We start from the raw sequence: 14,475 nt of genomic DNA, 5'->3' as shown, positions 1-14,475 counted from the left end.
CTATTCGCCGGATTCAAGATTATGACGACCTCTGCGACGATTTTCGAACTCGACCAGTTCCGCCGCTTACGCGACGCATTAAGCACGCTGCGCCGCCCTGCCGAACGCGAAGCAGGTTTACGGCAGGTGGTCGACTGGAACCTGCCGGGCTTCATCGGCAAGGCCCGGGTCACCACGGCGTTCGGAGAGCTGCCGATCGAGGCGCTGCGGCCCCGCGATGACTTGCGGACCTTCTCGGGCATCTCGGCCAGCGTTCAGGTGGTCGACAAGATCCACCTCGACCAGGACTTTCTCAGCCAACACGCCTGTGCGCTGCCGATCCGGATTCCGGTCAATGCCTTCGGTCAAGGAAGACCCCAGGCTGACGTTCTGGTTTCCCCCGGACAGGAGGTCTGCCCCGACGCCCACGTCGCCTCCAGCTTCTCGCTGGCCAAGGCCCTGTCCAGCCGCTTCACGCTGGACCTGTCCCTCTCGACCGGCCTGACCTACTACCGTTTCCACTGCGGTGCCCCGACGATCATCAAGGTCGAGGGCATCTGGATGCGCATCCAGCCCTGGCAGGACCGCGACTAACCGCCGCCACGCTGCGAATTCCGGTTCCTCGCGCTGCCCGGCCCGGGCGCGCGCCCCCCTTCTGCACCGTCCGACATTCAGCGCGCTGCCCCGGCACCGCCAGCGCCGCAACACGGGCTTGACCGAATCAACGGCACATGACATCGATGTCATGACACCGATGTCACAGTCTGGAGGGGGAGGCCGGGCATGTCGACGATCTATGATGTCGCGCGCCTGGCAGGCGTGTCGCCAAAGACTGTCAGCCGCGTGCTGAACGCGGACGGCCCCGTGGGGGAAAAGACCCGTGAGGCGGTCGAGGCGGCCATGCGCGACCTGGGCTACGTCCGGTCGAACGCGGCGCGGATGATGCGGGCGCAGAAGTCCGGGATTATCGGGCTCATCACCGGGGCGATTTCGACCAAGAACCAGCCCTCGACCCAGCAGGGCCTTCCCGATCTGTATATCGTTCAAGGGGTGCAGCGGGCGCTGGAATCCTCTGGCATGACGGTGATGATCGCCGATACGGCCGGGCGCAATGACCGGGTGCCGCATCTGATCGACACCTTCCTGTCGCACCGCGTCGAAGGGCTGATCTACGTCGCCGAATACCACCAGGAAGTGAACCTGCCCCGCCTGCCCGACGATACGCCGCTGGTGCTGGCCAACTGTTTCGATGCGCGCGGAACCGCCTCGGTCGTGCCGGATGACCGGCGCCTGCAGGCCGAACTGGTGCGCCGCCTGATCGCCGCAGGCCACCGGCGGATCGCCTATCTGTCGCTGCGCCCCGACATGGTGGCGGGGAAACTGCGCCCTCTGGGCTACCGCGATGCGCTGGCCGAGGCCGGGCTGCCCTTCGATCCTGCCCTGCTGGCGAATGTCGACTTCGACCAGCCGGAGACCGGGCCGCAACTTCTGTGGGATACGCTTGACCGGATGCTGCGGCTGGACCAGCCCCCGACGGTCCTGTGCTGCGGCAACGACCAGATGGCGATGATGGTCTACGGCATCCTGCGCTCGATGGGCCGCAAGATGCCGGACGAGATCGGCGTGGCGGGGTTCGACAACTATCGCGCCATTGCCGAGACGCTCTACCCGCCGCTGACGACGGTGGACCTGCCCTACAACGCGCTTGGTGTCCGGGCGGGCGAGCGTCTGATGCAACTGATTTCCGGCGAAGGCCGGGATGACCAAAGCCCGGTCCTGGTGGCCGGGCCTGTCCACTGGCGTGCCTCGGTCAACGAGGTGCGTCCCGAGAACGTCGTGTCTTTCAGAACCCTCAGGGAGGAAACCAAATGAAGATGTTCACCATCGCGGCCTCGGCCGCGATCCTGGGCTGGGCCTCGGTCGCCCAGGCGCAGGAAACGCTGACCATGTGGTACCATGGCGCGGGCAACGAGGTCGAAAGCAAGATCATCAACCAGATCATCGCCGACTTCAACGGCAGCCAGTCCGACTGGAAGGTGGAACTGCAAAGCTTCCCGCAGGCGGCCTACAACGATTCCGTCGTCGCCGGCGCGCTGGCGGGCAACCTGCCGGACATCCTGGACGTCGACGGCCCCGTCATGCCGAACTGGGCCTGGGCGGGTTACATGCAGCCCCTGAAGATCGATGAAGCGAAGATCGCGAACTTCCTGCCCGGCACCAAGGGCTATTGGAACGGCGAGCTGTACTCGATCGGCCTCTGGGATGCTGCCGTCGCGCTGGTGACCCGCCAGTCCACCCTGGACGAGCTTGGGCTGCGCACGCCCACGGTCGACCAGCCCTGGACCAAGGACGAGTTCATGGATGCCCTTGCCAAGGCCAAGGCCGCGGGCAAGTGGGAATTCGCGCTTGACCTCGGCATGGCCTGGACCGGCGAATGGTACCCCTACGCCTTCTCGCCCTTCCTGCAGTCCTTCGGCGGCGACATCGTCGACCGCTCGACCTACAAGACCGCGGAAGGCGCCCTGAACGGCGAGGCGGCGATTGCTTTCGGCGATTGGTGGCAGTCCCTCTTCACCGAAGGCTATGCCCAGGCGACGCAGGACCCGGCTGACCGTGACGGCGGCTTTGCTGCCGGCAAGTATGCCTTCTCGTGGAACGGCAACTGGGCGGCCCTTGGCGCACTTGGCGCGTTCGAGGACACCGTCTTCCTGCCCGCGCCCGACTTTGGCGCTGGCCCGAAGATCGGTGCGGCCTCCTGGCAGTTCGGCGTCTCGGCTACCTCGAAGCACCCGGAAGGGGCGGCGGCCTTCATCGAGTTCGCGCTGCAGGACAAGTACCTCGCCGACTTCTCGAACGGCATCGGCCTGATCCCGGCGACCCCCTCGGCGGCCGAGATGGTCGACAACTACAAGGCAGGCGGCCCGCTCTCGGTCTTCGTCGGCTACTCGGCCAAGCAGGGCCTCGTCCGTCCGGTGTCCCCGGGCTACGTCGTGCAGGCCAAGGTCTTCGAAAAGGCGCTGGCCGACATCGCCAACGGGGCTGACGTTGCCGCAACGCTGGACGCGGCTGTCGACGAGATCAACGCCGACATCGAAAAGAACGGCGGCTACGGCCACTAAAGGCCCGTATGGCCCCGGGGTCTGACCTCGGGGCCGTGCTCTCCCCAGAGCCTTGGCTGGCGGTCCCTCCGCCAGCCCTTTCCCCCGCAGCGATCGAGGCGATCATGGCGTCGAAGTTCACCGTGTCCAACCGGACGGGCTGGCTGATGGCGGGACCCGCGGTCCTGCTGATTGCCGGGTTCGTGATCCTTCCCTTCTTCCTGGCCTTCTACTTCTCGTTCACCAACCAACGCCTCGTCAGCCCCAACGCGGCCGAGTTCGTCGGCATGGCAAACTACCGTCAGCTTCTGGGCGTCACGACCCTGACGCTGGAGCCGGTGCGCGACGACACAGGCGCCATCGTGATGAAGGACGGCGCGCCGGAATACCCCTCGCTTCGCACCCTGACCCGCAACAACCCCGACCGGCCCGACCTGCAGGGAATGCGGGAGTGGTTCAGCTTTTCCCTCGGTGGCGAGAGCCGGACCTACGTCCTGGCCCGCGACGTCGTCTTCATGACGGCAATCGTCAACACCTTCATCTTCGTCCTTGTCGTCGCCCCGGTGCAGGCGGGCCTCGCCTTAGGCCTCGCGCTTCTCATCAACCAGCGCCTTAGGGGCATCAACGTCTTCCGTGCGATCTACTTCATGCCGGTCGTGGTCTCGATCGTCGTTGTCTCGCTGTTGTGGCGGCTGATCTATGACGGCCAGTCGGGCCTTCTGAACAACCTTCTGGGCGCCATCAGCTTTGGCCTGATCCCGCCCATAGACTGGCTGGGCGACCCCTCCACCGCGCTCGGCTCCATCATCGCCATGTCGATCTGGCAAGCTGTGGGCTTCCACATGGTCATCTGGCTTTCAGGCCTGCAGACCATCAGCCCCACCCTCTACGAGGCCGCCGCCATCGAGGGCGCGTCGAAGTGGCAGGTCTTCCGCTACATCACCTGGCCGGGCCTGCGGAACACCGCTGTCCTGATCCTGATCGTCATCACCATGCAGGCGTTCGGGCTTTTCGCGCAAATCGACGTGATGACCAATGGCGGTCCGCTGGACAGCACGCAGACCATTGTCTTCCAGGCCGTTGAACGCGGCTACGGCAAGCAGGACATCTCGGGCGGCTCGGCGATCTCCGTCATCCTGTTCGTGATCGTGCTGTCGATCTCGCTCATCCAACGCTGGCTCACGCGGGAGAAAACCTGATGGCCATGATAGCTGCCGACAACCGCGGTCTCAGGCTGGCGACCCGCTACGCCGTCCTGGTGCTGATCGCGATCATCTTCATCTTCCCGCTGGTCTTCATGCTGATGTCGAGCCTCAAGCCCGACCAGCAGCTGCTGCAGGACTCAGGCAACCTCCGCGCCTTCCTGCCGGTGGGTGACATCAGCCTGCAGAACTACTCTGCCGCCTTTGACCGCGCGCCGGTGGCGACCTTCGTCTTCAACTCGGTCCTCGTGACCGGCGTCACGGTGGTCCTGTCACTGCTTTTCTGTTCCGCCGCAGCCTTTGCCTTCGTCTTCGTCCGCTGGAACGGGCGCGACACGTTGCTTGCGATCCTGCTCGCCACGCTGATCGTCCCGTTCGAGACCATCGCAATCCCGATGCTTCTGATGGTCGCGCATCTGCCATGGCTGGGGATGGACGGCCTGACCTGGGGCTGGCTCAACAGCTACCACGTTCAGATCATCCCCTTCATCGCTGACGGCCTGACGGTTTTCCTGTTTGTCCAGTACTTCAAGGACCTGCCGGGCGAACTGATCGAGGCCGCAAGGGTCGAGGGCGCCACCTGGTGGCAGATCTACCGCAAGATCGTCATGCCCCTGTCCGGCCCGATCCTGGCCACCGCCGCGATCCTCAAGTTCCTGGTGATGTACAACCAGTATCTCTGGCCGCTGATGGTCACGCAGGAAGAAGGCTACCGCCCGGTGATGGTCGGTCTGCAGTACTTCTTCCAGCTCAACGTCGCCTGGGGCGAGGTCATGGCTTACCTGAGCCTCATCACGGTCCCCGTCCTCGCCTTCTACCTTTACCTGCAGAAAGCCTTCATCGCGTCGATCGCCTCGACCGGCGTGAAGGGCTGAGGAGTCTGATATGTCGTTCAAACACAAAGACCTCTGGTTCTGGGACAGCTGGTATGTCCAGGATGGCGACATCTGGCACGGGTATTTCCTGCAGGCCCCGAAGTCGCTGATCGACCCCGATGCGCGGCACCTGAACGCGACCCAGCGCCATGCGGTGTCGCGCGACCTGACGAACTGGACCGACATGGGAACGACCTTCGAGCCCCAGCGGAACGGGGCCGCCTGGGACGACAGCACGACCTGGACCGGCTCGGTCCTGAAGGGCGATGATGGGCTCTGGCACCTGTTCTACACCGGCACGCAGAAGTCCGAACAGTCGCTCTATCAGCGCATCGGCCACGCCACGTCCAAGGACCTGCACAACTGGACCCGCGTCGGCGACGGGCTGGCGCTGGACCTGACCGGGCCGAACGCCGACTGCTATGAAAAGGACCACGCCATCGGCCACTGGCACGACCGGGCCATGCGCGACCCCTGGGTGATGAAGGACCCCGACGGCAACGGCTGGCTGATGTACTTCACCGCCCGCGTTCCCGGCGTCCCCGAGCCCAACGCTGGCGGGGCCATCGGCTTTGCGACCTCACCGGACCTTGTCACCTGGACCCTCCAGCCCCCGGTTTTCCACGGCGGCTTCGGCCAGCTTGAGGTGCCGCAGGTCTTCCAGGTCGGGCAGCACTGGTACTGCCTGTTCTGCACCGGTGCATATCACTGGTCCGAACAATACCGTCGCGACAACCCGGAAACGCCCGTCACCGGCACCCACTACCTGATCGCCGACCACCCCCGCGGCCCCTGGCGCATCGCGCCCGGCCCCTTCCTCGACGGGGCCGAGCCCTGCCGCCGCTACGCCGCCCGCATCGTCGATGGCCCGCAAGGCCTGGTGATCCTGGGCTTTGCCGACAGCGGCAAGGCGACCTTCGGCGGCTATGTCATGGACCCCGAGCCGGTCGTCATCGACCGCGACGGTCTTCTGCACGTTCAACCCCTCGCACAGGCGGCGGAGTAACTCATGGCCCGGATATCGCTCAAGAACGTCAAGAAAAGCTACGGCGCCACCCATGTCATCAAGGGCGTCGACATTCAGATCGAGGACGGCGAGTTCTGCGTCTTCGTCGGCCCCTCGGGCTGCGGCAAGTCCACGCTTCTGCGCATGGTCGCGGGGCTGGAGGACATCACCTCGGGCGAACTTCGCATCGGCGAAAAGGTCGTCAACGAACTGCCGCCCAAGGATCGCGGCGTCGCCATGGTGTTCCAGTCCTACGCGATCTTCCCGCACATGACCGTGCGCGAAAACGTGGCCTTCGGGCTGACGATCTCGGGCGCGTCGAAAGAGGAAAAGGACGCCAAAGTCGCCGAGGCCGCGCGCATCCTGCAGATGGAACACCTCCTCGACCGTCGCCCCAGCCAGCTTTCGGGTGGCCAGCGCCAGCGCGTCGCCATCGGCCGCGCTATCGTCCGCAAACCAGAGGTGTTCTTGTTCGACGAACCGCTCTCGAACCTCGACGCCGCCCTGCGCATGGACATGCGGATGGAGATCGGCAAGCTCCACCAGCAACTGGGCGCGACGATGATCTACGTGACCCACGACCAGGTCGAGGCGATGACGCTCGCCGACAAGATCGTCGTCCTGAAGGACGGCATGGTCATGCAGATCGGCGCGCCGATGGACCTCTATCATGATCCGGCGAACCTGTTTGTGGCGGGCTTCCTCGGCGCGCCGTCGATGAACTTCCTCAAGGTCACCGTGCAGGGCGTGAACGGGAACAAGGTGCTGGTCTCGAACGGAGCCCTCGACCCGGTCGAGGTGTCCGGCAAACGCGGGCCGTTCAAGGTCGGCGACCAGGCGATCCTGGGCCTGCGGCCGCAATACCTGTCCGTGGCGCAAGGTGCAGGCCGCTTGCACGGCGCGGTGGCCCTGACTGAACGGCTGGGGGCCGAGACGGTGGTTGAAGTCTCGCTCAAGGACGGCAACCCGCTGATTGCGGCGCTGGCCCAGGATGCGGTCTTCGACCTTGGCGCGCAGGTGAACCTGGACTTCGACCCCGACCGCGTCCACCTGTTCCCCGCCGCCTGACCCTGCACCGCGGCGGTGACGCCGCGGCCTTCTGGCCAAACGCACCACCGGTTGCGCGAAATGGGAAAGGCCCCCTTCCCCATTCCACCAACCCCGTGCACATTGCCTCCATGGCCGAGCCGAAAGACCCCCTGCCCAAACCCGACCGCCTGGAAGGTGCCCCCCACCCGCGCGAAACGCGTGTGCTGTACGGCCACGCGTCCGCCGAGGCCGAGCTTCTGGACGCCCACCGCTCCGGTCGCCTGCACCACGCCTGGATGCTGTCGGGTGCGAAAGGTGTCGGCAAGGCAACCCTTGCCTGGCGGATGGCGCGGTTCCTGCTCGCGACCCCTCCCGACGACGGTGGCATGTTCGCCCCGCCGCCACCCGAGATGCTGGATGTCCCCGACAGCCACCCCGTCGCCCGGCGCTTGCTGCAGGGGGCCGAGCCGCGGCATTTCCTCCTCCGCCGCGGCCCGAACGAGAAGGAAACCGCCCTCTCCCAGGTGATCTCGGTCGACGAAGTGCGAAAGATGAAAAGCTTTTTCGCCCTTTCCTCAGCCGACGGCGGCCACCGCACCGCGATCATCGACAGCCTGGACGAAATGGGGCCAGCAGCCGCCAACGCGCTATTGAAGCTTCTGGAAGAACCCCCTGAGCGCGTTACCTTTTTCCTGATCGCGCACCAGCCCGCACGGCTGTTGCCGACAATCCGTTCCCGCTGCCGCGAGCTGCGCCTGACGCCGCTTGGCGCGCAGGATCTGGCCGATGCACTGACCCAGGCCGGGGGCGACATCGCGCCCGAGGATCGCGCAGCATTGGCCGAGCTTTCGGGCGGCTCGGTGGGCGAAGCGTTCCGGATGACCAACCTCGACGGGCTGAAGCTCTACGCGGCACTGATCCGGCTCTGCGCCACCCTGCCCCGCCTTGACCGGCCGCAGGCCTTGGCGCTCGCCGACCTCGCCGGGGCGCGCGGCGGGGCGGAAACCTTCGACCTGCTCGTCACCCTGATCGACCTCCTCCTGGCCCGCCTCGCCCGCTTTGGCGTCACCGGCCAGGTCCCGCCCGAAGCCGCCCCGGGCGAGACGCAGCTTCTGCGCCGCCTGTCCCCGGATCCGCTGGCCGCACGGGGCTGGGCCGACCTGGCGCAAACGCTTGCCGCCCGCGCCCGGCGTGGCAAGGCGGTCAATCTTGACCCTGCCGCGCTTCTGATGGATATGCTTCTGAAGCTCGACGAGACGGCGGGAAGCCTCGCCCTGAGGTAGCCCGAATGACACCCCCCGCGACGCCCGATCCCGTGACGCTCGATCTGGTCGACAGCCACTGCCACCTCGACTTCCCCGACCTGATCCAGGAAACCGACGCGATCATCGCCCGCGCCCGTGCGGCCGGTGTGAACCGGATGGTCACGATCTGCACGCGGCTCCGCCACGAACCCCGCGTCCGCGACATTGCCGAAACCCACCCCGAAGTCTTCTACGCCGCCGGCACCCACCCGATGAGCGCGGCGGAAGAACCCCTGGTCACCGTAGAAGACCTTGTCGCCCTCGCCCGCCACCCGAAATTCGTCGGCATAGGCGAGACCGGCCTCGATTACCACTACACGGCGGACTCGAAGGCCATTCAGCAGACCAGCCTCCGCATCCATATCGAGGCGGCGCAAGATACCGGCCTGCCGCTCATCATCCACGCCCGCGACGCCGATGCGGACATGGAGGCGATCCTCGCCGAAGGCATGGCGAAGAAACCCTACACCTGCGTCATGCACTGCTTCTCCTCCGGCCCGCGCCTGGCCGAGGCAGCGCTGGAGATGGGCTTCACCCTCTCGATCTCCGGCATCGCCGCCTTCCCCAAAAGTCAGGACCTCCGCGACATCTTCGCGAAGGCGCCGCTCGACCGGCTGATCCTGGAAACCGACAGCCCCTATCTCGCCCCCCCGCCCCATCGCGGCAAGCGGAACGAACCGGCCTATGTGGCCCATACCGCCCGCGCCCTGGCCCCGGTCTTCGGTCTGACTCTAGAGGCCTTCGCCGCCCAGACCACCGCCAACTTCGACCGTCTCTTCCCCCGTGCCGCTCGCACGGCAAAGGCCGCGTAATGGCCAAAGTCACCTTCACCATCCTCGGCTGCGGCTCCTCGGGCGGCGTCCCGCGGCTGGGCGGCATCTGGGGCGACTGTGATCCCTCGAACCCGAAGAACCGTCGCCGCCGCTGTTCGATGCTCGTCACCCGCGAAACCGCCGAGGGCACGACGCGCGTCCTGATCGACACCTCGCCAGATATGCGCGAGCAGCTTCTGGATGCGAATGTCGGCGCGCTGGACGGTGTCGTCTACACCCACTCCCACGCCGACCACATGCACGGCATCGACGACCTGCGGCAGGTGGTCTTCAACCAGCGCCAACGCCTGCCGGTCTGGGCCGACGGCCCGACGCAAGAGGCACTCCTGTCGCGCTTCGGCTATGCCTTCGTCCAGCCCGAGGGCTCGCCCTACCCGCCGATCCTGGACCTGCACACCATCTCCGGGCCTGTCACGGTCCCCGGCGCCGGAGGCCCTGTCACCCTCACCCCCTTCCGCGCCGACCATGGCAGCATGGACGCGCTCGGCTTCCGCATCGGGCACTTGGCCTACCTCCCCGACGCCGTCGACATCCCGGCGGAGAGCTGGCCCACGCTCGAAGGCCTCGACTGCTGGATCGTCGACGCCCTTCGCCGCAAGCCGCACCCGACGCATGCCCACCTCGACCTGACCCTCAGCTGGATCGCCCGCGCCAAGCCTTCCCGCGCGGTCATCACCAACATGCACGTCGATCTCGACTACGAGACGCTTAAGGCCGAGCTGCCTCCCCACATCATCCCCGCCTTTGACGGGATGACCATCGCCTACGACAACCAGCCGTGAGCCTGCTTCTCGACGTCATCCTGCCGGTCTTCCTGGTGATCGGATTCGGCTATGTCGCCGCCCGTTGGCTGGGCTTCAAGGAAACCGCGGTCGACGGGGTGATGCACTTCGCCCAAGGCTTTGCGCTGCCATTGCTCCTGTTCGCCTCGATCGCGCGGCTGGACCTGGGCCGGGCCTATGACACCGGGCTGATGGTCAGCTTCTACGTCGGCGCCTTTGCAGGCTTTGCCACCGGGTTCCTGGCTGGGCGCTACCTCTTCAACCGCCCCGCAACCGACAGCATCGCCTTCGGCTTCTGCGGCCTCTTCTCCAACTCCCTCCTCCTTGGCGTGCCGATCACCGAACGCGCCTATGGGACCGCGGCGCTGGAAGGAAACTTCGCGATCATCTCGATCCACGCCCCCGTGTTCTATGCCTTCGGCATCACGCTGATGGAGCTTGCCCGCTCACATGGGCTGGGCCTCTCCGCTACCGCGCTCGCACGGCAGGTCGGGCGGGCCATCTTCAGCCAGCCGCTGGTCATCGGCATCCTTTGCGGCTTTGTGGTCAACCTGTCCGGGGTCGCCCTGCCGGACATCGCCTGGTCCGCCATCGATATGGTCATCGCCGCTGCCCTGCCGACCGCGCTGTTCGGTCTGGGGGGCGTTCTTTTCCGTTACCGGCCCGAGGGCGACATGCGGGCGATCGCGGTACTGTCGGGCGTGTCGCTGATCCTGCATCCGGGAATCACCTGGGGGCTGGGCACGCAGGTCTTCGGGTTGGACGATGCGGCGCTGAGGTCCGCGGTGATCACGGCGGCGATGGCGCCAGGGGTGAATACCTATGTCTTCGCCAACCTCTACGGGGTCGCCAAACGGGTCGCCGCCTCGACCGTCCTGGTCGGGACGGGACTTTCCATCCTCAGCGTCTGGGTCTGGCTGCAGATCCTGCCCTGACCGCTCCTCGATGACTTCGTCACTCGTCGCTGACGATAGCTCCCGCCTTCCGCGACGAGAAGCCGAAGGCGCGACGCAAGAGCCTCCCGTCAGCGCCCCGTCACGCCCCGCAACCGGTCCGACCGCCGCCGCAACAGCTCGACCGTGGTCAGCAGCGCGATGGAGATCACCACCAGGATCGTCGCCACCGCCAGGATCGCCGGGCTGATCGCCTCGCGGATGCCGTTCCACATCTGGCGCGGGATGGTCTGCTGATCGGGACCAGCGATGAAGAGCACCGCCACCACCTCGTCGAACGAGGTCACGAAGGCAAAGAGCGCGCCCGAGATCACTCCGGGCAGGATCAGCGGCAGGATCACCTTGAAGAAGGTCGTGCGCGGATTGGCCCCCAAGGACTGCGCCGCCCGGATCAGCGACTGGTCAAAGCCCGACAGCGTCGCCGTCACGGTGATGATGACGAAGGGAATGCCCAGGATCGTATGGGCAAGGATCACGCCCAGGTAAGTCGAGGTCAGCCGCCCGCATTCCAACCCGATGATCCCGCAGGGATTCGAGTAGAAGAAGAACATCCCCGTGGCGATGATGATGATCGGCACGATCATCGGGCTGATCAGGATCGCCATGATGGTGCGCCGGTAGGGCATCTCGGGCCGCGACAGGCCTAGCGCCGCCAGCGTCCCCAGGATCGTCGCCAGGATCGTCGCCCAGAAGCCCACGATGACCGAGTTCTTCGCGGCGTTCACCCAGGTCGAATTCTCCCACATGTCAGCAAACCAGGCCCCGTCGCGCGGGGCCTCGGGCGCCTGCATCCCGAAGGTGAGAAGCGTGTCGTACCAGCGCAAGGAATAACCCTCGGGGTCCAGCGCCACCATCTTCTCGGTGAAGCTGAAATAGGGCTCGACGTTGAACGACAGCGGAATGACGATCAGGATCGGCGCGATCAGGAACAGGAACACCAGCGCGCAGATCACCTGATAGGTCCGGTGCCAGGCGCGTTCCAGGGGATCGGCGTAGGAAGGCAAAGCCATCAGGTCACCCGAGTTTCAGGCGGTCGATGCCGACCAGCCGGTCATAAAGCCAGTAGAGGATCAGGACGCCGACCAGAAGCATGGCGGACAGCGCGGCGGCCATCGACCAGTTCGAGTTCTCCATGTGGAAGGCGATCATGTTCGAGAAGAGCTGCCCGTCGGCCCCGCCGACCAGCGCCGGGGTGATGTAGTAGCCCACGGCCAGGATGAAGACGAGAAGCGAGCCCGCGCCAATCCCGGGCAGGGTCTGCGGCAGGTAGATGCGGCGGAACGTGGTCCACGAGGTCGCACCCAGCGACCGCGCCGCGCGGGCATAGCTGGGCGGGATCACCCGCATCACCGAATACAGCGGCAGGATCATGAACGGCAGCAGGATATGCGTCATCACGATGATCGTGCCGGTCTGGTTGTTGATCATCCGCAGCCGACCGTCTTCGGAGAGGGCGCCGAACCAGACGAGAAGGTCGTTGACCACCCCCTCGCCTTGCAGCAACGCCATCCAGCTGGTCGTGCGCACGAGAAGCGAGGTCCAGAACGGCAGCAGGACCAGGATCATCAGAAGGTTCGCCTTCGCCATCGGCAGCGTCGCCAGCAGATGCGCGACGGGGAAGCCGATCAGCAGGCAGATCAGCGTGATCAGGCCCGAAAGGAAGAAGGTCTTGATGAACAGGTAGACATAGATCTGCCGGTTCTCGTCCACCCGGACCAGGTTGCCGTCGGGGCCGCGCTCGTAATCGGTGGCGGCCATGTAGAAATCGGTGGTGTAGGGGCTGGAGGCGCCCCGCATCGCGCCCCAGATGTCAGCCTCGCCCCAGCGCGCGTCGATGGCCAGGAAAGCATCGAGGTAAGGCGGCGCAAGTTCGTCGGCATTCCGCGCCGTCTTGGTGAACAGCGAGCGGGATTCCGGCAGGACATAGTTCACCCGCGTCCCCGCCTCACCGGCGGTGCGGTTCTGCTGCATCCCGCGAAAGTCCTCGGCCAGCGCGGCAAAGGCGGCTTCATCGGGTGCGGTTCCCGCAGGGTTCGCGGCAAACCAGGCCGAGATGGCCGGGGCGTTGGACGAAAAACCATCGTGGTAGATCGACCGGTGCAGCATCTGCCCGATGGGCAGCACAAAGCTGAGAAGCACGAACAGAAGAAGTGGCACCACAAGGAGAAAGGCCCTCCGGCGCGCCTTCGACTGTGCCTGGGCAAGCGCCTCGGCCAGCGGGCGTCCATCGGCGGTGGTAAGAAGCTCTGCCATGCTCTTCTCGGTCTGGAAAGGCGGCGCGGGGGTCAGCCCCCCGCGCCAATGTCATCAGCCGGCAGCAAGCCAGGCGTTGAAGCGCTCGTTCAGCTCGGCGTCCCGGTCAACCCAGAACTCCCAGTTCGATTCCAGCGCATTCTTCATGTTGTCTGGATGGGTCGGCAGGTGCGTCGCCATCTCGGTCTTGCCGTCGTTGAAGATCAGCGGCTCGGCCAGGGCCGACTTGCGGGCCGGACCGTAGCTGATCCACTGCGCCTGCTGACGCAGACCTTCGGTCGAGGTGGCGTACTTGATGAACTCCAGCGCCTGGTCCTTGTTCGGCGCGCCCTTCGGGATCACGTACATTTCGTTTTCGTAGATCTGGGCATCCCAGACGATCTGGAAGGGTTTGCCTTCCGCAACCGCGGCGTTGAAGATCCGCCCGTTGTAGGCAGTGGTCATCACGACCTCGCCGTCCGCCAGGATCTGCGGCGCTTGCGAGCCGGCTTCCCACCAGACGACCTCCGACTTGATCGTGTCCAGCTTGGCGAACGCGCGGTCGATGCCCTCGGGCGTTCCAAGCACAGTGTAGACGTCCGCCGGGGCCACGCCGTCGGCCATCAGCGCGAATTCCAGAACCGCCTTCGCGCCCTTGCGCAGGCCGCGCTTGCCGGGGAACTTCTCAAGGTCGAAGAAGTCGGCCGCCGTGGTCGGGCCTTCCGGGAACTTGGTCGTGTCATAGGCGAAGACCGTGGCCCAGATGTCGGTCGAGACGCCGCAATCGGTGACCGCGCCCGGCAGGAAGTCTTCGGCCGCCGGGGTGCCATCGGCGCCCGCAGGCAGCGCGGCGACGTCGATCGTTTCCAGCACGCCTTCGTCGCACAGACGGATCGCGTCGGCGTATTCAAGGCTCGCCACGTCGACAGTGACGTTGTTCGCCTCGACCATCGCCTTGATCGGCGTGGCGGGGTTTTCGCTGTCGACCATCATGGTCGCAATGCCGGTCTTGGCGGTGAAGGGCTTCAGGTGGCCTTCGGTCTGCGCCGCGCCATAGGCGCCGCCCCAGGACATCACCGTCACGTCGGCCTGCGCCGCAGCGGCGAAGGACACGAGAGCGGTGGAGAGTATGAGGATCTTCTTCATGCAAGTCTCCCTGTTTCGTTGGTTTTCGTCTTTGGC

At 65.7% G+C, this 14,475-nt stretch carries 14 protein-coding genes; 11 read left to right on the top strand and 3 right to left on the bottom strand.

Annotation, left to right across the window (positions count from 1 at the left end; all coding sequences use genetic code 11):
• The first annotated feature begins 21 nt into the window (after positions 1 to 21).
• The 11 genes from AC2EAL_RS12045 to AC2EAL_RS11995 all read left to right on the top strand — a co-directional run bounded on the left by AC2EAL_RS12045 (position 22) and on the right by AC2EAL_RS11995 (position 11,043).
• Entirely contained in the window at positions 22 to 573 is a 552-nt protein-coding gene (locus AC2EAL_RS12045) for a Hint domain-containing protein (RefSeq protein ID WP_484724457.1), read from the top strand.
• 189 nt (positions 574 to 762) lie between these two features.
• Positions 763 to 1,851, top strand: a complete 1,089-nt coding sequence (locus AC2EAL_RS12040; protein ID WP_484724456.1) for a LacI family DNA-binding transcriptional regulator — start codon at positions 763 to 765, stop codon at positions 1,849 to 1,851.
• Positions 1,848 to 3,098, top strand: coding sequence for a sugar ABC transporter substrate-binding protein (locus AC2EAL_RS12035; RefSeq protein WP_484724455.1), 1,251 nt, complete (start codon positions 1,848 to 1,850; stop codon positions 3,096 to 3,098). The genes AC2EAL_RS12040 and AC2EAL_RS12035 overlap by 4 nt, the downstream gene beginning before the upstream one ends.
• A gap of 104 nt (positions 3,099 to 3,202) precedes the next feature.
• Complete coding sequence (locus AC2EAL_RS12030; RefSeq protein ID WP_484724454.1) at positions 3,203 to 4,276, top strand: carbohydrate ABC transporter permease; 1,074 nt, start codon at positions 3,203 to 3,205, stop codon at positions 4,274 to 4,276.
• Positions 4,276 to 5,154, top strand: coding sequence for a carbohydrate ABC transporter permease (locus tag AC2EAL_RS12025; protein WP_484724453.1), 879 nt, complete (start codon positions 4,276 to 4,278; stop codon positions 5,152 to 5,154). The genes AC2EAL_RS12030 and AC2EAL_RS12025 overlap by 1 nt, the downstream gene beginning before the upstream one ends.
• Positions 5,155 to 5,164: 10 nt before the next feature.
• On the top strand, positions 5,165 to 6,160 hold the full coding sequence (locus tag AC2EAL_RS12020; RefSeq protein ID WP_484724452.1) for a levansucrase: 996 nt from the start codon (positions 5,165 to 5,167) through the stop codon (positions 6,158 to 6,160).
• A 3-nt stretch (positions 6,161 to 6,163) separates the two neighbouring features.
• Positions 6,164 to 7,228 carry an ABC transporter ATP-binding protein gene (locus AC2EAL_RS12015; RefSeq protein WP_484724451.1) on the top strand — a complete coding sequence of 355 codons (1,065 nt, stop codon included), beginning with the start codon at positions 6,164 to 6,166 and terminating at the stop codon, positions 7,226 to 7,228.
• Positions 7,229 to 7,338: 110 nt separating this feature from the next.
• Positions 7,339 to 8,472, top strand: a complete 1,134-nt coding sequence (locus AC2EAL_RS12010; RefSeq protein WP_484724450.1) for a DNA polymerase III subunit delta' — start codon at positions 7,339 to 7,341, stop codon at positions 8,470 to 8,472.
• Between the two features lie 5 nt (positions 8,473 to 8,477).
• Positions 8,478 to 9,305, top strand: a complete 828-nt coding sequence (locus AC2EAL_RS12005; RefSeq protein ID WP_484724449.1) for a TatD family hydrolase — start codon at positions 8,478 to 8,480, stop codon at positions 9,303 to 9,305.
• Positions 9,305 to 10,108 carry an MBL fold metallo-hydrolase gene (locus AC2EAL_RS12000; protein WP_484724448.1) on the top strand — a complete coding sequence of 268 codons (804 nt, stop codon included), beginning with the start codon at positions 9,305 to 9,307 and terminating at the stop codon, positions 10,106 to 10,108. The genes AC2EAL_RS12005 and AC2EAL_RS12000 overlap by 1 nt, the downstream gene beginning before the upstream one ends.
• Positions 10,105 to 11,043, top strand: a complete 939-nt coding sequence (locus tag AC2EAL_RS11995; protein WP_484724447.1) for an AEC family transporter — start codon at positions 10,105 to 10,107, stop codon at positions 11,041 to 11,043. Before AC2EAL_RS12000 ends, AC2EAL_RS11995 begins: the two co-directional genes overlap by 4 nt.
• An 89-nt stretch (positions 11,044 to 11,132) precedes the next feature.
• Here the strand turns inward: AC2EAL_RS11995 and AC2EAL_RS11990 are convergent, their stop codons facing one another.
• Genes AC2EAL_RS11990 through AC2EAL_RS11980 form a run of 3 tightly spaced genes read right to left on the bottom strand, consistent with a single transcriptional unit; the run spans position 11,133 to position 14,439 of the window.
• On the bottom strand, positions 11,133 to 12,071 hold the full coding sequence (locus tag AC2EAL_RS11990) for an ABC transporter permease (RefSeq protein ID WP_484724446.1): 939 nt from the start codon (positions 12,069 to 12,071) through the stop codon (positions 11,133 to 11,135).
• Positions 12,072 to 12,075: 4 nt separating this feature from the next.
• A complete protein-coding gene (locus tag AC2EAL_RS11985) occupies positions 12,076 to 13,314 on the bottom strand; it encodes an ABC transporter permease (protein ID WP_484724445.1) in 1,239 nt (412 codons plus the stop codon).
• Between the two features lie 54 nt (positions 13,315 to 13,368).
• Positions 13,369 to 14,439: an ABC transporter substrate-binding protein gene (locus AC2EAL_RS11980; protein ID WP_484724444.1), complete on the bottom strand. Its 1,071-nt coding sequence runs from the start codon at positions 14,437 to 14,439 to the stop codon at positions 13,369 to 13,371.
• Positions 14,440 to 14,475: the final 36 nt, after the last annotated feature.

This window comes from Tabrizicola sp. T74 (genome assembly GCF_057219935.1).
Note: the sequence above shows the minus strand (reverse complement) of the source record. Positions and strands in the feature narration are given on the sequence as shown.

Excerpts from the sequence above, each read along its gene's own strand:
- AC2EAL_RS12030 (WP_484724454.1), top strand. The coding sequence starts at position 3,203 with ATGGCGTCGAAGTTCACCGTGTCCAACCGGACGGGCTGGCTGATGGCG.
- AC2EAL_RS12040 (WP_484724456.1), top strand. The coding sequence starts at position 763 with ATGTCGACGATCTATGATGTCGCGCGCCTGGCAGGCGTGTCGCCAAAG.
- AC2EAL_RS11985 (WP_484724445.1), bottom strand. The coding sequence starts at position 13,314 with ATGGCAGAGCTTCTTACCACCGCCGATGGACGCCCGCTGGCCGAGGCG.
- AC2EAL_RS12010 (WP_484724450.1), top strand. The coding sequence starts at position 7,339 with ATGGCCGAGCCGAAAGACCCCCTGCCCAAACCCGACCGCCTGGAAGGT.
- AC2EAL_RS12035 (WP_484724455.1), top strand. The coding sequence starts at position 1,848 with ATGAAGATGTTCACCATCGCGGCCTCGGCCGCGATCCTGGGCTGGGCC.
- AC2EAL_RS11980 (WP_484724444.1), bottom strand. The coding sequence starts at position 14,439 with ATGAAGAAGATCCTCATACTCTCCACCGCTCTCGTGTCCTTCGCCGCT.
- AC2EAL_RS12005 (WP_484724449.1), top strand. The coding sequence starts at position 8,478 with ATGACACCCCCCGCGACGCCCGATCCCGTGACGCTCGATCTGGTCGAC.
- AC2EAL_RS12025 (WP_484724453.1), top strand. The coding sequence starts at position 4,276 with ATGGCCATGATAGCTGCCGACAACCGCGGTCTCAGGCTGGCGACCCGC.
- AC2EAL_RS12045 (WP_484724457.1), top strand. The coding sequence starts at position 22 with ATGACGACCTCTGCGACGATTTTCGAACTCGACCAGTTCCGCCGCTTA.
- AC2EAL_RS11990 (WP_484724446.1), bottom strand. The coding sequence starts at position 12,071 with ATGGCTTTGCCTTCCTACGCCGATCCCCTGGAACGCGCCTGGCACCGG.
- AC2EAL_RS12020 (WP_484724452.1), top strand. The coding sequence starts at position 5,165 with ATGTCGTTCAAACACAAAGACCTCTGGTTCTGGGACAGCTGGTATGTC.
- AC2EAL_RS12015 (WP_484724451.1), top strand. The coding sequence starts at position 6,164 with ATGGCCCGGATATCGCTCAAGAACGTCAAGAAAAGCTACGGCGCCACC.
- AC2EAL_RS12000 (WP_484724448.1), top strand. The coding sequence starts at position 9,305 with ATGGCCAAAGTCACCTTCACCATCCTCGGCTGCGGCTCCTCGGGCGGC.